We start from the raw sequence: 18,434 nt of genomic DNA, 5'->3' as shown, positions 1-18,434 counted from the left end.
TATGAGAAGAGCTATAAATACAGAAATCTCTCTCGTGATACAAAATGCTTCATACTTTCACAACATAAATTATAGAGAGTCGGAGCAATTTTTTTTATCTCATCTATATAGCGTTTTGCTCTAAACACAAATATTCCAGAGTTCCAATAATGATCGTTACTTACCTTACGCTCGGGTTTTTCTGTAAAATCTTTTACTATATGACATTTTTCTTTCTGACCATATACTGCATTTATATAGCCGTATTCAGAATTGAATTCATGAGGCTTTACCCCAAAAGTGACTATAGAGTCAGTTTCAGAGGCTAGCTTAGACGCTTTCTCAATAGAAACATAAAAACTATTCAAATCACCTATAAAATGGTCTGAAGGCAGAACTAAGATTGTCTCGTTCCTATCGCAGAGAAGCACAGCAATTAGTATTGCTGCCGCTGTCCCAATTTTAACTGGTTCAAAAACTACTTTACATTCCTGTAATGCATGTAATTCCTGCATCAATAATGACTCATATTGTATATTTGTGGTAATGATGGGTGGCATATAATCGCCTTTTAGCCTCAACAAAGTGTTGTGAAACATAGTATTCTGACTAAATATTTTCTGAAATTGCTTTGGCTTAGATAGAGGCCAAAGTCTGCTGCCACTACCACCACACAGTATTACAGGGCGCATTTAATTAAGATATTAATTATTTGATTAATATCTTATACTAACGGCAAAATGCATGCAAGTTTTTATTGTGAGATGATTAAAGTAAAAAGTAATTTAAAGTGATGGTTGACTACGAGCATTATGGAATCCCTACATTTCGTGATGAGTCTTGTCTTCTTTCTATCTCTCTATCAATATGAGGAGTGCTGCTTTTTTGATTAACGGCTGCAGCTATTTTTTTATCAGTTTTGTTTTGCGGCTTCTCCTTTAAGCTTTCTCCAACACCTGGTTCTCTGGATTTATCTATACTTTCACTACTTTTATTCAGCGCCTTTTCCAAGTCTCTTTCAATACCTAGACTTCTAGCGTCAAGCTCATCCCATGTGCCCACTATACTGAGTGGCTTATGATCCTTCTGCTCCGGCTTTAGCCCTTCTTCACCTTTAATAATATTAAAGTCACTTTTTGCCTCTTTCCAACATTCTTTCAATTGGTGTTTCGACATAGTAAGATAAGCATTACCATACTTTTTCTCATTTTCTACAAATAATAAAATTGGAACCTTAAGTATTGTAGCTCCCATATTTACTAAATTTTTTACTACCACTGCAGGAGTGAAAAAAAGATAACCAAAAGATTTTGCAACTCGATTTTTTCTAGCTATCAAATTCTCTCCTAATTTCATAGGAATAAAAGTCAGCATTCTAGCACAAATCTTAGCTAAACCCGCAACAAAAACAATAGGAACAGATATCAGACTTTTATCTAGCTCTAGATTACCATCCTGATCTCTAATTTCTGAAAAATGGGTGCTTAGCTTCTTGTAATCACTAGCGTATAGTAATTTTCCATTTCTTCCTTTTTCATCTCTATCTTTCTCATCAACTTCTCCCGTGTCATCATTGATGAAGCAGCCTTTTTTAGCAAGAAAAGAGGAATTAGTTAGCTCAAACTTATCATCTTTTTCCCGAGCTTCAAAAATTGGAATATGTTTTTCAAGATCAATTTTTGAAAACCCAAATGGTTTATAGTAGCCATCATAATGCTTAACATCCTTGTTTTTTTCCCGATTAACTAAAAAGTCAATGGTAAAATAGGACCTATCATCCGTTTTCTCGACAAGAGCTAATTCAAAAGTTTTCTTGTCATACAAAAGTTTATATATAGTCTCACCATTACTATTCTTACTTTCTACAACTTTCCCAGATTTCACAATCTGATCGTAATTCTTTGGATATTTGCATTTTCTTCCATCTGTATATGTCATTACCTTCCTAAGATCCTTGACATAAATTTGAGATTCAGATGAAGCAAATAAACCTTTTGCTTTAAGCGTAAAGTCTGCTACTCCTTTTTTTAACACTCCAAACATGTTGTCAAACCAAAATCACTATAGCTCAATAATAAAATTAGTAAACTAATAATATACTAACACAGAACTAACAATTTTACAAGAAAATATGCCTATAAAAGAAAAAAGTCGTAAAAGCAAGGACTATATAAGTAATGCTTGATAAGTATTTTATGCATGTAATTGTAAAAATCCTTAGAAGTACGCTGTCTATATAATCTTCACACACTACCTGCATTCCAAGAACTGCATGCCAAAAAATGCAAAACACCAGTATAACAAAAAACAAAAGCTCTAGTGGATGATTAATAGCCTGAAATAATTTTTCATTAAAAGATAAAGGGCTATCAACATAAAATGTGCAAGAAAATGAGTAAATAAACCAAGGAAATAAAAATAACAAAATCACCGCAGAAACACGCTGGATCCACCAATGATGTACTGAATTTACAGATTGACTCATATAAATATAAAAGCCATAGTAGAAAGAAATAGCATTATTGTTAGTAATATAGCACTTTTTAAAACACTAGCAATTTCTAAATTAAGCCCAGCATCCCACAATAAATGACGAATACCATTGAGAAAATGATACATAAAGCTTACAAAGCATAAGATATAAGCTAATTTAGCAACAGGAGTGAACAATAATGCATTTAAGCACCTTACTATAATTAACTTAGGGGAGTAAACATATAATATAAAATACCAAGAAAGTATGATTAATAAAAGAAATAGCAAGATACCAGTCAATCTATGCATAATAGAAAAAAAACTAGTAACTTGTACTTTATATATTTGTAAATGTGGGGAAAGAGGCCTGTTACTCATAAAATTTCGTTATCGAGAAATTAAAAAATAAAGTAGAAGTAAAGACAGCAGTATAGTACATAATGACACTATTATTTGAAATGGTGAATTACGTACAAAGCCTAAGGAGGTAATCCAGCTGCAGATTCCCCTACTGCTACCTTGTTACGACTTCACCCCAGTCACTGATCCCACTTTAAATAACTCCTTCCTTGCGGTTAGGCCATTAGCTTCGAGTGAAACCAATTCCCATGGCGTGACGGGCAGTGTGTACAAGACCCGAGAACGTATTCACCGTGGCATGCTGATCCACGATTACTAGCGATTCCAACTTCATGTACTCGAGTTGCAGAGTACAATCCGAACTGAGATGTCTTTTAGGGATTAGCTTAGGCTTGCGCACCTTGCAGCCCATTGTAGACACCATTGTAGCACGTGTGTAGCCCACTCCATAAAGGCCATGATGACTTGACATCATCCCCACCTTCCTCCAGCTTATCACTGGCAGTTTCCTTAAAGTACTCAGCATTACCTGATGGCAACTAAGGATGAGGGTTGCGCTCGTTGCGGGACTTAACCCAACATCTCACGACACGAGCTGACGACAGCCATGCAACACTTGTGTAAAATCCGGCCGAACCGACCCTATCCCTTCGAATAGGTATGATTTTCATGTCAAGAAGTGGTAAGGTTTTTCGCGTTGCATCGAATTAAACCACATGCTCCACCGCTTGTGCGGGTCCCCGTCAATTCCTTTGAGTTTTAATCTTGCGACCGTAGTCCCCAGGCGGAATGTTTAACGCGTTAGCTGTAATACAGAAAGTAAACTCCCCATATTTAACATTCATCGTTTACAGCGTGGACTACCAGGGTATCTAATCCTGTTTGCTCCCCACGCCTTCGCGCTTCAGCGTCAGATTTGAACCAGATAGACGCCTTCGCCACTGGTGTTCCTCCTAATATTTACGAATTTTACCTCTACATCAGGAATTCCTCTATCCTCTTTCAATCTCTAGATTAATAGTTTTAAAAGCAATTCCAAGGTTAAGCCTCGGGATTTCACTTTTAACTTATTAACCAGCCTACGCGCCCTTTACGCCCAATAATTCCGAATAACGCTAGCCCTCTCCGTATTACCGCGGCTGCTGGCACGGAGTTAGCCAGGACTTCTTCTGTGAGTACCGTCATTATCTTCCTCACTAAAAGAGCTTTACAACCCAAAGGCCTTCTTCACTCATGCGGCATGGCTGGATCAGGCTTTCGCCCATTGTCCAATATTCCCCACTGCTGCCTCCCGTAGGAGTCTGGACCGTATCTCAGTTCCAGTGTGGCTGATCATCCTCTCAGATCAGCTATAGATCATTACCTTGGTAGGCTATTACCCCACCAACTAGCTAATCTAATATAGGCTCATCTAATAGCAATAAATTTTTCCCCCGTAGGGCGTATACGGTATTAGTTGTCGTTTCCAACAATTATTCCGTACTACTAGGTAGATTCCTATACATTACTCACCCGTCTGCCACTAAGTTATACCATAGCAAGCTACAATATAACTCCGTTCGACTTGCATGTGTTAGGCCTGCCGCCAGCGTTCATTCTGAGCCAGGATCAAACTCTCAAATTTAGACTTCAACCTATAAAAGGTTGAGGGTACATCGGATAAATCCGACAAAAAATAATTTAGCTTAATACTGCTGTCTTTATTTCTACTTTAGAAATATTTTAATCTCCAACTATTCAAACAACTTTAAGGATATTATTATGTGATATAATCACTATGTCAATATGTTTTTGCAAATCAAAAGCATTAATGTATAAATATATAACTATTTGGAATATTAACATGAAAAAATACATCTTTCTGCTTACACTTGCGCCAATGTTAGTTGGCATCACATTATACTTATTGCGCAACATTGATAACACAAAACAATCTATAACTGCAGGTGACAAGTTTTACGAAGTATTATTCTTAAAAAAAGATAATAAGTCGCTGCTAGAAGAAATAGATTCACATTGGGAGTATTTAGCAAATTTTGAACGCGCATTCAATCATATCTCAGATTCAATGCCAACAGACACAGCATCTATTATTTATAATGATTTGGCAGACGATAAAGATGCTCCTGATGTTTTACGTGAGTTAGCACAATACTTAGAAGTAATGAGCTTACTTCACTCCAGCGGTGAAAAAACAAATAGAGATAAAATTAGTAATTTAGAATCAAATGCAGTGTACCCTTATTCAAGCCAAGAAGCTATCGCTATAGTAAAGATACACAGTAACGACATTAAAGGTGCAATTGAAATATTGCATTCATTATTAAATGATAGAGAATGTCCGACTCTAATCAAGGCCAATGCACAAGAATTACTTCGGATATACGAAAACTAAAAAACTTGCTTGCATAACAATTTGGCAGCGCATTTAATGAAATAAAGAACTTTACTTGACAAACCTCCCTATTTTATTATGGCACTAAAAGTATTTATGACTCAAAATTTGTTTTTGACTGTAGGATCAATCACAAAATCCAGTAAAAACTTAGGTGTTTATTGGTAGATTACATAAAATTATAGCGGTTTTTTAAATTTTTTCTATATTCAGCCAAGTCGCGCTTGTTAGAACATTATTACAGCACCACTTACAGCAATATAGAGTCAAAATTTCACTACTCAGAGGTTCCTTTTACCTTTTTATTTAGTAAGACTTCTCTATATTTATAGTTAATATATCAAAGAATAAACTTCACTAGCAGAATGTCATTCTAGCACTAAAATGACAAAAAGAGGATAAAATCGCAATAGTATGTATCAAGCACCGTTGTATTTTCTCTATATTTTAGATTATTTTGTTTACCCCCCTCCCTTTACCATTCAGCTACGCAGATAGTTACTACAAACCGTAAAGATGTTTAAAAGAAATCTAATTTTTTATCAACTCATACATTTCATTACCAACTTCACAACAAGGTTCTGCAGTTGGATAAAAATAATCAAAAAAGAAATAATCCTTTAGTATTTCTGTGCTGCATCCAGAATTATAGTAAGTATCAAGCCTTCCTTTAAATATCAACAAGAGTATCTTTATACTTTTTCCAAATCACCCTACCCTAAACTGGTCTACGATGTTTGATAGGTATGCATCTCGATCATTTAACCCTTTGCTCTTATATTTACCAAGCATACTTTTCATTTTAGAGTTAAGATCGAATGCTTTTATTTCAAGATCTGCACCTTTCTTCATATAATCTAAATTATTAGCTAATTTTGTATTAAAACTCTGTGTAAGCTGTTGCAGCCAGCTCTCTTGCTTTTCGTCTTTATTAAAGCTAGTATCAAACCAACCTCAGTCACATTTGCAACAATCACATGCTTTACACCATATTCATTTAGAACCAAATGCATTACATATTTCACTAACCGCTTTATTTCAATACTTTTTCTGCTTTAACATTGTTATAAGCAGTGGCACCCATAATATTATTTCCTCGATTATAATGAAAAATAAAATCTCCTTTACCTACGTCTGGATGATGTTTAATTACTGCGTTTAGTTAATCAGCTAAACGAAATTTATTGAGGAAATAAGAAAAAATAGGGTTAAGAATTTCAGATGCTGTTGCATATAAAATCGCATAGTTATGACCTTGCTGTTCATAGTATCGATCAAAAAATGAGCATCTCCATGATGACTTAAATTCTTCTAAACCTAAATACTTTGATACATATTCAACAACAGTAAGGCCATTGCTAAAAATCCTCCTTAATAAAAAGGGGCATTAAGTTTCACGTTTCTTACAAAGGATAAGTTATTAAAATTTCAATAATTACACCATTATCAGATAAACTATCACCCAGAACACAAAAATTTTTACACTTTGAATTAGAGTTATTATTTTTATTTGCCATAACATTCAATATCTAATCATACTGCTCTATAAAGCCTATAAAAAAAGAAAAATAGGGTGAAATTATAGAACTTTGGCTGAATTTTACCTATTTTTTGAGCAGCCCTTCTGCCTTAAAAGAAACCTCTAAGTTTTTTAGCACGGCTTGGATGTTTCAACTTACGTAGTGCTTTTGCCTCTATTTGCCTAATTCTTTCACGTGTAACATTAAAAATTTTTCCTACTTCTTCTAAGGTATGCTCCTTTCCATCTTTACCAAGGCCAAAGCGCATCCTTAGAATTCTTTCTTCTTTTGGTGTTAAAGTTGCAAGAACATTGGTCGTAATACCACGCAAGTCGGCAAGTATTGCAGCATCCTCTGGTTTAGAAACTCGCTTATCTTCTATACAATCACCGAAGGTACTACTATCATCCTTTCCTGTTGGAGCTTCAAGACTTACCGGATCTCTTGCTATCTTCATAACTTTGCGTATTCTTTCTAGCGGCATCGCCAATTCTATACTCAATTCCTCTAATGTAGGCTCTCTACCCATTTCATGAGTCATCTTTCTTAATGCTTTGTTGATTTTACTGATAATTTCCACCATATGTACTGGTATTCTAACTACTTTAGACTGTTCAGGTATTGCCCTAGTGATTGATTGTTTTACCCACCAAGTACCATAAGTCGAAAATTTATACCCACGTTTGTAATCAAACTTATCCACAGCCTTCATAAGACCAATATTACCTTCTTGTATCAAATCAAGCAGATCAAGGCCTCTTTTTGAATACTTTTTAGCAATCGAAACCACCAGCCTTAAATTAGCCTTAATCATTTCTTGCTTTGCTTGAGAGACTTCTTGTTCATGTTTCTGTATTCTCTTGATTACCTTCTTAAACTCCTGAACTCTATCTCCTTGTACATAACTCTTAATATTGCTTAAGGCACTAGCTATATACTCATAGCTATCGTTTATAAACCTTAAGAATTTATTTTTTAATTCACCTGTAAAAAGAGATTGATTTTCATTAATCTTGAGAAAACTTATTTCACTAAACTCGTGCTCTAAAAGCACATCATCATAAACATTATAAAAACTTTCTCTATCAATATCGTACTTTCTAGCTTCAGTAATAAGATTAGCTTCTTCAAACGTGATTAGTCTATTTATTTCGTAAAGTTTTTGTGTAATTCTGGTAATAGCAGCATCACTAAACTGAATTTGTAATGCTACAGACCATATTTGATTATATAAATTTTCTAGCTCATTAGAGAAATCTTTAGAATTTTTTTTCAATACCAATGCTTCATTTGTTAAAGCAATGATCTCATCCAATGCCGTGATAACCTTTGGCAATAAATCACTTTCCATTTCAAGAACAGAAATATTTAAGTTAGCTGAACTTATGTCTTCACTCTCATTTCCCTTTTCATCATTACCTTTTTCCTCATCATTAACACAATCTCTAACATCTTCAGCTTCACTTTCTTCTTTGTCTACCATATTGAAATCAGAGTTATAAATTGCATCCAGATTTATAATTTCTCTCAGTAAAAAAGTTCCACCACTTAAATCATCACGCCATGTTTTGATTATTTTGAATGCCACTGATGTTTCAATTATTGCACGTAACATGTTATGCTTTTCAGATTCAATTTTTTTTGCTATCTTAATTTCATCTGCTCGTGACAAAAGCTTTACAGAGCTCATATCCTGTAAATAAATCCTTACTGGATCATCGTTTTGCACTAAAGTTGTAGTAGTATTCAACGATGTCTCATCATCATCAAGCTTATTACCATCATTATTAGAAGGAGCTTCTTCCTCATCTTCACTACTTTCGAGTATGTTAATTCCAGAGTCTTGCAATAAAGCTATAGTATCATCTATAAAATCAGTTGAAAAATTTTCATCTGACAACTTATCATTTATATCATCAAAAGTGATAAAACCGCCCTTTCTTATACTTTTGGTTACAAGATCTTTGATGATCTTTTTCCTATCTTCCGTACCATTAATAGTTGACATCATTACCTTTACAGTTTATAATTTTATTTCTTATTTATCAAATAAACTTACAATTAGCAAGCTTATAGTTTTATTCTTAATTTATAGTTACTTGCTACTTCATATAGTTTAAGATACTATCAATTTATTCACATTCTTCTTAATCAACTAATCTCTCTATTCTTACTAATATGGACAATCCAACTGAAAATGTTGCAATTCCAACCACTATAGCAGTAAGCATTAAGACGTGAGGTATAGGATTGGTATATAAGTGAAAATTTGAAGTCAATATAGGAGGTAAAGAATTTTTTACATACCCTAAAGATATGTAAAACAACAAAACAGATGATTGTAAGACACTTAATCCCATCATTTTTTTGATTAAGTTTTTATCATTTACAATGATATAGAAACCTAGCACCATTAATATAGTAATGCCTACATAATTATATAGAGTCATTGTTTTTTCTTGCGAGCAAAATTTATATATATGATTAACATGGAAGAAGAGACGGTAAGCAATACACCCAGCTCCACTAAGAAAATACCCAATTTTTGACCTGTTCTACTATCAGCTGACAATATACTATAGGATAAAAAATTTTGGCCAAATAAAACTGTTATAATACCAGCTCCTCCATAGGTTAAAATACCTAGTACGTTAGTAAATTTGATAATAGAGTAAGGTATTGCTTTTAAAGTTGTAGGTATATCAAATAACATAGAATATAATATTATCCCAGAAGCAATAATTATTCCCGCCTGAAAACCTCCACCTGGAGTATAGTCACCATGAAACTGTATGTATAAACCAAAAAAAATGATAAAAGGTATCATCAAAAATGTTACTGCACTTAATACCGGATCTTTAATCACTTTCTTTCTCTTCTAATATTAACATTATACAAAGTGCAGCAGTAAAAACTACTATAGTTTCTCCAAATGTGTCATAGCCACGAAAGCTTGCTAAAACAGCTGTCACTATATTAGGAATACCAATAGCTTTTTCAGTATTTTCTACATAATAAGGAGCAACGTGCAAGTGAACTGGAGCATTATGACTGCCAAAATCTGGTAATTGAATCATAAAGTATGATAAACATGCAGTCAAAAATAACATAAAAAAAAGTGTTGTGGGGCTATGAGATAAATTTGCTTTGTAATTCTTTACCAAAGAGAGTGCTGCAAACGTAAAGACTGTGCTCAATCCTGCACCAACAGAAGCTTCAGTAATTGCAACATCTGGCGCATTCATAATCAAGTACATAAGTGCAATAAGTGAACTAAATACACACATTAGAACAGCACTTACAACCAAATGTTTCGAAAGAACTATAAAAACTGTAACCGTGAGTAACAGCAAAAGTAATATTAGATTCAGTATTTCTAGCATCTTAACCTTCTTTAATAGTCTTTACTTTTATAATAAGTACGCGCTAAAATATAACTGTTAGTTGAATTGGCTATCCATATTATAAAAATCAATAATATAACTTTAATAGTATTGATTGAAAATTCATTTTGCCAAGAAAAACCAATCAACAACAACATTGCGCCACTAGAATCTGCAATACCTGCAGCATGTAGTCTAGTATAGAAATCAGGAAATACTACTACTCCTACGCTTGAAATGACTATTAAACAAACACCTAAAAATATGAGAATGGATGCTACCATAAATTATCAAAACAACATTAATCTCATTAGCGCTATAGTTGATATAAAGCTGATGCTAGCATATAGTAATGCTATATCAATTAAAAAAAAATCATTCAGAACAATCGATATTGCTGTTATGAGTAAAACTAATTGTGTTGATAAATTATTGAATGCTAAAATCTTATTGTAAACGTCACTTGACCTAAATACTATACAACATAACATTACACTCATACAGAACAAAAGCACATAGATAGCAATACTAATCATTTATAAACTATTATAACCTCTGTAGATTTCTAAATCGGTACTTCTTCACCACTATCTTGATCATCTATTTCATCATCGTGGCTTTCTTGACTTACATCCAGACTTGTGTTAAGTTGATGATCAGAAAAATTTAACAAATTTGCTAGCTTACTTGGACTATTAATATAAGTATTATCTGTGTTTCCTTTCATGTGCTCCTTGCACCTTTTCACCAAAAGGTTAAACAACTCATGAGTATTCACCTTCTTTTCTGCTATTTCATATAAAGAAACTATCGTATCCTTATGATCTTTAAACTTAACCATTTCAACGGGATCGCTTGCCCCTGTACTCAAATCATGCGTTCTTTGACTTGCTAGCAGAACCAATTTAAAACGGTTGTGTACCTGTTCTACACACTTTTCTACAATAGACTCAACCATAAAATACCACCTTGATAAGCTTTATACTATATCACAAAAAATAAGATGTCAACTTCAGATCTATTGAGATCCAATTCTACATTCTACTTTTTCTTCTTTAGCTTTTACTGATTGATTTTCTGTTATTGTAATTGTTATTTCATGATCAAGCTTTTTCAAAAAACCTAACAGTCTCTCTAAAGAAAAACCACTTATCTTACCACTTTTAATTTGTGACACCTTTGGTTGATCAATACCAAGTTTCTCAGCCGCACAAGCTTGAGTCCAAGTATTTTTTCCTATAATTTTACTTATTATGCTCAGCAATTTTTTTTTTATTGCTTCACTATCCAGATTGTTTAATGATATTGTTTCCATAATTTTTACTCTCACATACCAACTAGCTTTATTAAATATTATATCATAATATTTAATATACCAATATATTAATAGTATATAACTTGTCAATAACTATCTGATACTCAAAATTTTAAATTGACTATAATTTTTATCAAAATACTAGTAATTTCAAACTATTATTTTGTAAAAAACTTACTATTAAAGAGAATAAGTTGAAATTGCAAAGTTTAAAATACAGAAATAATCATTTTACAAACTCGTTTTAGAGACTGTACATGATCTCAAGAAAGGAATAAACCGGAGATAGAGTATGTAAATTATGAAAACAGAGCAAGATGAGTAGGAGAAAAACTGAGTAGAGTTCTGTAGAAAGAAACAAAATCAAGAAGATTTAGGATATATTTTACATAGTGTTACAGGTCCTAAAAAGTGGCTTCAGTGAATCAACAATGTTTTCAAAATGGCAAGATTATTTTAATAAATGAAGTAAAAAACATAGCGGAAGTAAAGAAAGTGTTTTGAAATATATATAAAAAAGTAATTGCAAAGAAACAAATAAAAGGATGTAACTGTAGAAATCTTTGCCGTATTGTCAAAAGGTAAGTCTCTAATACTCTTATAGAAAAGTGTAGACAATTGTGATAAGCAAAATTCAATACTAGCTTACAAATCGTCTTCTTGCTTCCACCGCTTTGCTTCTAAAAAGATTATGAATAGACCCTTATATCCGAAATTTATACCTCTATATTTTAATATAGGGATTCATTTCAATTTTTAAAGTTTCTATTTAATAAGAATGCTATATCATATTCGTAATTTAATTTAAATATCTGTTGCTTCTGAAATACTATTTGGTTAGTAAATAAAATCATGTCTAATACAGAAAAAATGAAAAAGGATGTTGCTGTAATTATGGGAAGCGAGTCGGATTATGGCACTATGGTGCATGCTATTAACCTATTAAAAGAATTGGGAATTTCACATGATGTATTTATAATATCCGCACACAGAACACCAGAGAGACTCTTTAATTTTACTAAGTCTGCTCAAGAAAAAGGCTTTAAGGTTATTATAGCTGGTGCGGGAGGAGCGGCTCATTTACCTGGTATGACTGCATCGCTTACTTATTTACCTGTTATCGGTATTCCTGTGCATAGCAAGCAATTAAATGGGCTAGATAGTCTATTATCTATAGTGCAGATGCCAAAAGGTGTTCCAGTTGCAACAATGTCTATAGGAGAGAGTGGAGCATGCAATGCCGCTATTACCGCTGCATCTATATTGTCGATTTCTAATAGTGAAATTGCAGATAGATTAAAAAAATGGAGAGAGGGGCAAACTAAAGCAGTAAAAGAAAAACCAACATTATAATGGCAATAGTTCTTTTAGATACAAAAACCATAAATCGTATAGCAGCAGGAGAGGTAATAGAAAGGCCTGCAAGTGTGGTAAAGGAATTAGTGGAAAATGCAATAGATGCCAGAAGCTCAGAGATAGAAATTAAGATAGAAAGTGGTGGGCGTAACCTCATTACTGTAATCGATGATGGTAGCGGAGTAAAAAAGGATGATTTAGAACTTGCGTTTATGCGCCATGCTACTTCAAAATTGAGTGACAGTGAATTGATAGAGATCAAGCATCTTGGCTTTAGAGGAGAAGCTTTGCCTTCAATTGCAGCAGTAAGCAGAATAAAATTATCATCTAAGGCAAGCAAAGCAGATCAAGCATGGTCTATAAGGTATGAGGGGGGAGAAAAAATAGGAGAGCTTATTCCTTATCCTTTATCGATAGGAACATATATTGAAGTACGAGATTTATTTTTTGCCACACCAAATAGACTAAAATTTCTCAAAACCGAAAGGGCAGAAACACAAAGCATTGTTGATATTGTAAACAACTTAGCAATGATCAATTATGGAATTGAGTTTACTCTTATCTCCGATAATAAGAAGCTTCTTAAGTATGCTAAGCAGAACTCATTATTTAGCAGGCTATGCGAAGTAGAAGAAGAATTTCATGAAAACTCTCTTGAAATTCTTGAAGAAGAAGACAGTATTAGGCTTACAGGATATATCTGCAAACCTACTGTCAATCGTAGCAATTCAACTCAGATCTATACATTTGTTAATGGTAGACCAATTAAAGATAATCTACTTATTGGTGCAATTCGTTATGCGTATCACGACCTTATTCCAAGCAATAGATATCCCTTTGCAGCGTTGCACTTAGAGATACCGTATGATCAAGTAGATGTAAATGTGCATCCAAATAAATCAGAGGTAAGGTTTCAGAACAAGAGGCTAATATATGAAATAGTGAGAAGAGGGCTAATAAAAGTATTATCAAAGAGAATAGATCTTGCAGAAACTGTGGTGAGCCAGACTGAGATAACAAGGAATCATCTATCATCAGATCCTTTTAGTAGGTCTAGTCTTAAAAATGAATTTTATGGAAGAAGGTCTGATCCTTTTGAAAACCAGTTAATGAGAGAATTTACTTCTCCAAATATAGAGACAAAAAGCTTATCAGAACATTCAAAATCGTTTGATTATACTGGTATGCAAAAATCTCCTCCGCGAGCGGAAACTACAATTTTGGAAAAGAAACAAATCGATCTAATAAGGGACTATCCACTTGGGTTTGCACACTGTCAAATCTACAATACTTATATTATTGCCGAGGTAAGAGACAAACTAATTATAGTAGATCAGCATGCAGCCCATGAAAGACTAGTATACGAGTGCTTAAAGGAGAAATCAAGTATAAAAAGACAAAAACTTCTTTTGCCTGAAATGGTTGAAATCAAAAATCAAGCTGGAATGGAGATGATTAAAACTTATAAAGATAAACTTTTTGAGATGGGTTTTGAGATTGAAATTAAATCAGAAAATAAGATCATAGTAAAAGAAGTGCCTGCAATCTTAGGAACAGTAGACACAAAGAGAATGCTCATTGATATAGTGGATAGACTAACAGAAATAGAAGATATATTACCTATAGAGGATAAGGTGAATAAAATACTAGCCACAATTGCTTGTTATGGATCAATAAGAGCAGGCAGAAAGATGAAATTAGAGGAGATGAATGAGTTGTTGAGGCAAATAGAAAAAACACCATATTCTGGACAATGCAATCACGGAAGACCAACCTATATAGAAATGAAATTAAGCGATATTGAAAAGTTATTTGAGCGAAGGTAAGAAATTGTCACAAATGTGTATAGATTATACAACCCTAGTTTCGTCATCTCAAAACTCAGATACACAATTGTTCGAACATTGCAATTTGCAGGTAATTTGTATAGTAGATAATGTCATTCTATTACTTGACGATGATTTATTATGCAGCTACTTGATTAAAATTAAGTTTCCTAAATCCCAGGCATTGTCTTTTATGTTAATAATTAATATACAACTAAAGATACTTATCAAAAACGACAATAAAGAATTCAAAAAAAGCCAGAAATTCTGTAGAATTGACCATATCATATAGAGAAAAAGGAAGTGTATGATCACATCCTTCACTCCGATCATTAATCTGCAAACAAAATAGTTTTGCATTTTTTGATAAGATTAAGTAATATCAGCGTATTAGTTATACAATTAATAATTTTTATGGATGAGCGTAATCCTTGGAATCTTGGAAAGAAACCGTCAGGTTCAAGTAATGAAGATATTTTAAGTAAAGCTGTGTCTGATATAAGATGCTTTTTTAATGGCTTAACCAGAAATAGAGGGAAAAAACCTTATTTCATCATTTTTATTGTTTTGTTGTTTTATTTTTGTACTGGTTTCTATATTGTCCATCCGAGTGAGGAAGGTATAGAACTTACTTTTGGCAAATATTCCAATACAGAAACATCTGGTTTGCGTTATCACTTTCCCTACCCTATTGGTAAGGTTTTTAAAGTGAATGTTAAAGAAGTAAATCGTGAAGAAATTGGGATAAGCAGCTCTTATGGGCGAGATACAGATCGTGGTGAAGGAGTGATGCTTACCGGAGATGAGAATATAGTCAACGTTAACTTTGAGGTCCAGTGGCGAGTTAGAGATGCCAAAGATTATTTATTCAAAGTGCGGGATTATAAACCTGGTTTCAGCGTTAAAAATGCTGCTGAAAGTGCTATGAGAGAAATAATAGGTAAAAATACGATCTCTTTTGCACTCGAAGGTCAAGGTAGGGCTGAAATCTCCAGAGATACTAGAATTTTATTGCAACAGATTCTTGATGGATATCAAATGGGTATAGAAATTTTATCTGTTCAAATGAAAAAAATTGACCCACCAGAAAAAGTGATTAGCTCATTTAGGGATGTACAAAGTGCTCGTGCAGATAAGGAGCGTACTATAAACGAAGCATATGCTTACAGTAATGATATTATACCTCGTGCAAAAGGTGAAGCAATAAAGATAAAATTAGATGCAGAAGCATATGAGAACGAAATAATAAATGAAGCGAAAGGTAATGCAAATCGCTTTTTATCTCTTTATGAAGAATATAGACAAAATCCTTCTCTTGTTAAGAATCGTATTTATCTTGAAACTATGGAAAATATTTTTAGCAAGGTAGATAAATTTGTTATAACAGACGATCTGAAAGGTATGTTCTCTTATTTACCTCTTACAAATCTAGGAAAATAGTCATGAGTAGTAATATTAAAATTGTTTTTGCTTTTGTATTTGTTGCATTATTGATTGCATTATCTAATTCAATCTTTGTTGTTCAAGAAACAAAACAAGCAATAGTTATACAACTCGGTAAAGTCGTAAAAGATGTTAGGGACAGTGGTTTATATTTTAAATTGCCATTTATAAATAACGTAGAATTTCTTGATAAGAGAATTTTAGATCTAAGTCCTGATAAAACTCCAAGGGAAGTGATAACTGCAGATCAAAAGCGTATTATAGTAGATGCTTATGCAAAATATAAAATAATAGATCCTATCACTTTTTATCAGACTGTGAAAAATGAATCAGGGCTAGTTAGAAGATTATATCCTGTCATAGAAGCTCACATAAGGGAGAATATAGGAAGATTTTCATTAATTAGTTTATTGAATGAAAAGAGATCAGAAGTTATGCAATTAATTCAACGTGGAGTTTATTCTGAAGCTGGAAAATTTGGCATAGAGATAGTAGATGTAAGAATTAAGAGAGCAGATCTACCAGAAGAAAATAGTTCTGCAATATTCCGCCGCATGCAAACTGAAAGAGAAAAGGAAGCAAAAGAAATTAGAGCAGAAGGAGAACAAGCTGGACAAGAAATTAGATCAAAAGCTGATAAATTAAAAAGGGGAATTGTCTCTAGTGCAGTAAAAGAATCACATGAAATAAGAGGCCGTGGTTATGCTGAAGCAACTAGAATCTATAATGAGGCATTCAAGGTTGATGAAGAGTTTTTTAACTTTTATCGCTCTATGAAAGCTTACAGTAAATCATTTGCTGAGGGTAATACTAAATTTGTGCTTTCACCAAATAATAATTTCTTAGATATTTTGAACAAGGGATGGAAATAGTTTATGAAAAGTAAAGCATTTATTTTATCTATATTTGCATATTTTTTAATTTCATTTGCTTCATATGCTAATCTGTTTGCAAAAACAGTTGCAGATCCTGTATGTAGTTGTAATAAAGGGCTTGCTGATATAGTGGAAGAACTTATTCCCGCAGTTGTAAATATTTCAAGTGAGCAAATAGTTAAGCAAGAAAATAACAGTAGAACTAAAATTCCCTTTACGCCAAGAAATAATTTCTTTGATGACTTTAGAGAATTTTTCGAGCATTTTGATCAATTTTTCGATAGAGCTCCTAGCATTAATAGAGAAGTGACGTTACTTGGGTCTGGATTTATTATAGATAAAAGTGGAACCATAGTAACCAACTATCACGTTATTAAAAATGCCCAAGATATTACAGTTACTATGAACGATAATACTTATTTCAAAGCAGAAGTTTTAGGCTATGATGCAAAAACTGATCTTGCTGTGCTTAAGATTAATTCTGATAAAGATCTTCCTTTTGTTGAATTTGGTAATTCTGATAAAGCAAGAGTTGGTGATACAGTTATTGCAATAGGCAACCCTTTTGGTTTAGGTGGCTCTGTAAGTACAGGAATTGTGTCTGCAAGATCTAGAGACATTAGTATTGGTACTATGAATGAATTTATTCAAACTGATGCTGCAATTAATAGAGGTAACTCAGGGGGACCACTATTTCATCTAAATGGAAAAGTTATAGGCATTAATACTGCTATTTATTCCCCATCTGAGTCTGGCGGTAACGTGGGTATAGGCTTTGCTATACCATCTAATCTAGCTATTTCAATTATTGACACATTAAAAAGTGGTAAAAAAATAAAACATGGTTGGCTTGGCGTGCAAGTTCAGCCTATAACAAAAGAATTTGCTGAATCCTTGGGTTTAAAAGATATCAAAGGTGCATTAGTTGCAAGCGTAGTAAAGGGCAGTCCTGCAGAGAAAGGAGGAATCAAAGTAGGTGATATACTATTAGAGTTTGACGGCAAAAAAATTGATAGAATGACGCAATTACCTCATATGGTTTCACGAACTGAGCCCGGAAAGAAAGTACAGGTTAAGTTACTTAGAAAAGGTAAAGAAGTCAATATCAAGGTTGCAATCGAGGAATCTACAAATGATGATTCAGGTAATAATCAAGAAGAAAATAAATCAACATCTAGTTATATAAGTGGTTTAACCGTTTCAAATTTGCCAAAAGAACTAAAAAATAATGCACCCACAAAGGGTGTAGTAGTTACTAGTGTAGATAGTAGTAGTAATTCTACACTACGTGTTATTAAGAAAGGTGATATAATTATTCAACTAGATGGAATCGATATTGAAAATACTAATGATTTTCAAAAACAAATTGATTCAGCAGTAAAGAAAGACGGCAAAGATTCAGTAATGTTGCTTATTTACCGCAACGGCAATCAATTTTTTACCTCAATCAAATTGAAGAAGTAGCTATTTATCTAGCTGGTCATGAAAAAATTGCTTGACAAATTTA

19 protein-coding genes and 1 rRNA gene are annotated in these 18,434 nt (G+C 33.2%); 6 read left to right on the top strand and 14 right to left on the bottom strand.

Going from position 1 to position 18,434, the window contains the following annotated elements; all coding sequences use genetic code 11:
* Positions 1-11: 11 nt before the first annotated feature.
* The 5 genes from ABWU35_RS02870 to ABWU35_RS02850 all read right to left on the bottom strand — a co-directional run bounded on the left by ABWU35_RS02870 (position 12) and on the right by ABWU35_RS02850 (position 4,438).
* Positions 12-671, bottom strand: coding sequence for a sugar phosphate nucleotidyltransferase (locus ABWU35_RS02870; protein ID WP_353276076.1), 660 nt, complete (start codon positions 669-671; stop codon positions 12-14).
* Between the two features lie 118 nt (positions 672-789).
* Positions 790-2,022, bottom strand: coding sequence for a hypothetical protein (locus tag ABWU35_RS02865; RefSeq protein WP_007302448.1), 1,233 nt, complete (start codon positions 2,020-2,022; stop codon positions 790-792).
* A 76-nt stretch (positions 2,023-2,098) separates the two neighbouring features.
* Positions 2,099-2,464: a succinate dehydrogenase, hydrophobic membrane anchor protein gene (sdhD, locus tag ABWU35_RS02860; protein WP_012481986.1), complete on the bottom strand. Its 366-nt coding sequence runs from the start codon at positions 2,462-2,464 to the stop codon at positions 2,099-2,101.
* Complete coding sequence (sdhC, locus tag ABWU35_RS02855) at positions 2,461-2,832, bottom strand: succinate dehydrogenase, cytochrome b556 subunit (RefSeq protein WP_012481985.1); 372 nt, start codon at positions 2,830-2,832, stop codon at positions 2,461-2,463. The genes sdhD and sdhC overlap by 4 nt, the downstream gene beginning before the upstream one ends.
* Before the next feature lie 102 nt (positions 2,833-2,934).
* Positions 2,935-4,438: ribosomal RNA gene (locus ABWU35_RS02850) — 16S ribosomal RNA — on the bottom strand.
* A 153-nt stretch (positions 4,439-4,591) separates the two neighbouring features.
* Here ABWU35_RS02850 and ABWU35_RS02845 point away from each other — a divergent pair.
* Positions 4,592-5,209 carry a hypothetical protein gene (locus tag ABWU35_RS02845; RefSeq protein ID WP_012481984.1) on the top strand — a complete coding sequence of 206 codons (618 nt, stop codon included), beginning with the start codon at positions 4,592-4,594 and terminating at the stop codon, positions 5,207-5,209.
* Between the two features lie 708 nt (positions 5,210-5,917).
* Here the strand turns inward: ABWU35_RS02845 and ABWU35_RS02840 are convergent.
* The 9 genes from ABWU35_RS02840 to ABWU35_RS02800 form a co-directional block, all read right to left on the bottom strand.
* Entirely contained in the window at positions 5,918-6,061 is a 144-nt protein-coding gene (locus ABWU35_RS02840; RefSeq protein WP_007302443.1) for a hypothetical protein, read from the bottom strand.
* A 777-nt stretch (positions 6,062-6,838) separates the two neighbouring features.
* Positions 6,839-8,737 (bottom strand): RNA polymerase sigma factor RpoD, encoded by a 1,899-nt coding sequence (gene rpoD, locus ABWU35_RS02835; protein ID WP_007302441.1) that lies wholly within the window; start codon positions 8,735-8,737, stop codon positions 6,839-6,841.
* A 139-nt stretch (positions 8,738-8,876) separates the two neighbouring features.
* Complete coding sequence (locus ABWU35_RS02830) at positions 8,877-9,179, bottom strand: cation:proton antiporter subunit C (RefSeq protein ID WP_012481982.1); 303 nt, start codon at positions 9,177-9,179, stop codon at positions 8,877-8,879.
* Positions 9,176-9,595 carry a Na(+)/H(+) antiporter subunit B gene (locus ABWU35_RS02825; RefSeq protein WP_007302439.1) on the bottom strand — a complete coding sequence of 140 codons (420 nt, stop codon included), beginning with the start codon at positions 9,593-9,595 and terminating at the stop codon, positions 9,176-9,178. The genes ABWU35_RS02830 and ABWU35_RS02825 overlap by 4 nt, the downstream gene beginning before the upstream one ends.
* Positions 9,588-10,112, bottom strand: coding sequence for a DUF4040 domain-containing protein (locus ABWU35_RS02820; protein ID WP_010404272.1), 525 nt, complete (start codon positions 10,110-10,112; stop codon positions 9,588-9,590). The genes ABWU35_RS02825 and ABWU35_RS02820 overlap by 8 nt, the downstream gene beginning before the upstream one ends.
* Before the next feature lie 11 nt (positions 10,113-10,123).
* Positions 10,124-10,396 (bottom strand): monovalent cation/H(+) antiporter subunit G, encoded by a 273-nt coding sequence (mnhG, locus tag ABWU35_RS02815; RefSeq protein WP_254229897.1) that lies wholly within the window; start codon positions 10,394-10,396, stop codon positions 10,124-10,126.
* Between the two features lie 6 nt (positions 10,397-10,402).
* On the bottom strand, positions 10,403-10,648 hold the full coding sequence (locus ABWU35_RS02810; protein ID WP_012481980.1) for a monovalent cation/H+ antiporter complex subunit F: 246 nt from the start codon (positions 10,646-10,648) through the stop codon (positions 10,403-10,405).
* Between the two features lie 29 nt (positions 10,649-10,677).
* Positions 10,678-11,070, bottom strand: a complete 393-nt coding sequence (gene rpoZ / locus ABWU35_RS02805; protein ID WP_007302435.1) for a DNA-directed RNA polymerase subunit omega — start codon at positions 11,068-11,070, stop codon at positions 10,678-10,680.
* A 60-nt stretch (positions 11,071-11,130) separates the two neighbouring features.
* Complete coding sequence (locus tag ABWU35_RS02800; protein ID WP_007302434.1) at positions 11,131-11,427, bottom strand: helix-turn-helix domain-containing protein; 297 nt, start codon at positions 11,425-11,427, stop codon at positions 11,131-11,133.
* A gap of 852 nt (positions 11,428-12,279) precedes the next feature.
* On the opposite strand from ABWU35_RS02800, the gene purE reads away from it, so the two are divergent.
* The 5 genes from purE to ABWU35_RS02775 all read left to right on the top strand — a co-directional run bounded on the left by purE (position 12,280) and on the right by ABWU35_RS02775 (position 18,391).
* Entirely contained in the window at positions 12,280-12,780 is a 501-nt protein-coding gene (purE, locus tag ABWU35_RS02795) for a 5-(carboxyamino)imidazole ribonucleotide mutase (protein ID WP_213863892.1), read from the top strand.
* A complete protein-coding gene (gene mutL / locus ABWU35_RS02790) occupies positions 12,780-14,609 on the top strand; it encodes a DNA mismatch repair endonuclease MutL (protein ID WP_264685512.1) in 1,830 nt (609 codons plus the stop codon). The genes purE and mutL overlap by 1 nt, the downstream gene beginning before the upstream one ends.
* Before the next feature lie 414 nt (positions 14,610-15,023).
* Entirely contained in the window at positions 15,024-16,049 is a 1,026-nt protein-coding gene (gene hflK / locus ABWU35_RS02785; RefSeq protein WP_019236880.1) for an FtsH protease activity modulator HflK, read from the top strand.
* A gap of 2 nt (positions 16,050-16,051) precedes the next feature.
* Positions 16,052-16,924 (top strand): protease modulator HflC, encoded by an 873-nt coding sequence (gene hflC, locus ABWU35_RS02780; RefSeq protein WP_019236879.1) that lies wholly within the window; start codon positions 16,052-16,054, stop codon positions 16,922-16,924.
* Between the two features lie 3 nt (positions 16,925-16,927).
* Positions 16,928-18,391, top strand: coding sequence for a DegQ family serine endoprotease (locus ABWU35_RS02775; protein WP_007302429.1), 1,464 nt, complete (start codon positions 16,928-16,930; stop codon positions 18,389-18,391).
* The last annotated feature ends 43 nt before the right edge of the window (positions 18,392-18,434 follow it).

The sequence above is a fragment of the Wolbachia endosymbiont (group B) of Xylocampa areola genome, from assembly GCF_964028205.1.
Classification (GTDB): domain Bacteria; phylum Pseudomonadota; class Alphaproteobacteria; order Rickettsiales; family Anaplasmataceae; genus Wolbachia.
This window is presented reverse-complemented; position numbering and strand designations above follow the sequence as displayed.

Bases quoted from the DNA above. Each gene is read 5' to 3' on its own strand.
- ABWU35_RS02870 (WP_353276076.1), bottom strand. From the start codon at position 671: ATGCGCCCTGTAATACTGTGTGGTGGTAGTGGCAGCAGACTTTGGCCT.
- ABWU35_RS02865 (WP_007302448.1), bottom strand. From the start codon at position 2,022: ATGTTTGGAGTGTTAAAAAAAGGAGTAGCAGACTTTACGCTTAAAGCA.
- sdhD (WP_012481986.1), bottom strand. From the start codon at position 2,464: ATGAGTCAATCTGTAAATTCAGTACATCATTGGTGGATCCAGCGTGTT.
- sdhC (WP_012481985.1), bottom strand. From the start codon at position 2,832: ATGAGTAACAGGCCTCTTTCCCCACATTTACAAATATATAAAGTACAA.
- ABWU35_RS02845 (WP_012481984.1), top strand. From the start codon at position 4,592: ATGTCAATATGTTTTTGCAAATCAAAAGCATTAATGTATAAATATATA.
- ABWU35_RS02840 (WP_007302443.1), bottom strand. From the start codon at position 6,061: ATGAAGAAAGGTGCAGATCTTGAAATAAAAGCATTCGATCTTAACTCT.
- rpoD (WP_007302441.1), bottom strand. From the start codon at position 8,737: ATGTCAACTATTAATGGTACGGAAGATAGGAAAAAGATCATCAAAGAT.
- ABWU35_RS02830 (WP_012481982.1), bottom strand. From the start codon at position 9,179: ATGACTCTATATAATTATGTAGGCATTACTATATTAATGGTGCTAGGT.
- ABWU35_RS02820 (WP_010404272.1), bottom strand. From the start codon at position 10,112: ATGCTAGAAATACTGAATCTAATATTACTTTTGCTGTTACTCACGGTT.
- mnhG (WP_254229897.1), bottom strand. From the start codon at position 10,396: ATGGTAGCATCCATTCTCATATTTTTAGGTGTTTGTTTAATAGTCATT.
- ABWU35_RS02810 (WP_012481980.1), bottom strand. From the start codon at position 10,648: ATGATTAGTATTGCTATCTATGTGCTTTTGTTCTGTATGAGTGTAATG.
- rpoZ (WP_007302435.1), bottom strand. From the start codon at position 11,070: ATGGTTGAGTCTATTGTAGAAAAGTGTGTAGAACAGGTACACAACCGT.
- ABWU35_RS02800 (WP_007302434.1), bottom strand. From the start codon at position 11,427: ATGGAAACAATATCATTAAACAATCTGGATAGTGAAGCAATAAAAAAA.
- purE (WP_213863892.1), top strand. From the start codon at position 12,280: ATGTCTAATACAGAAAAAATGAAAAAGGATGTTGCTGTAATTATGGGA.
- mutL (WP_264685512.1), top strand. From the start codon at position 12,780: ATGGCAATAGTTCTTTTAGATACAAAAACCATAAATCGTATAGCAGCA.
- hflK (WP_019236880.1), top strand. From the start codon at position 15,024: ATGGATGAGCGTAATCCTTGGAATCTTGGAAAGAAACCGTCAGGTTCA.
- hflC (WP_019236879.1), top strand. From the start codon at position 16,052: ATGAGTAGTAATATTAAAATTGTTTTTGCTTTTGTATTTGTTGCATTA.
- ABWU35_RS02775 (WP_007302429.1), top strand. From the start codon at position 16,928: ATGAAAAGTAAAGCATTTATTTTATCTATATTTGCATATTTTTTAATT.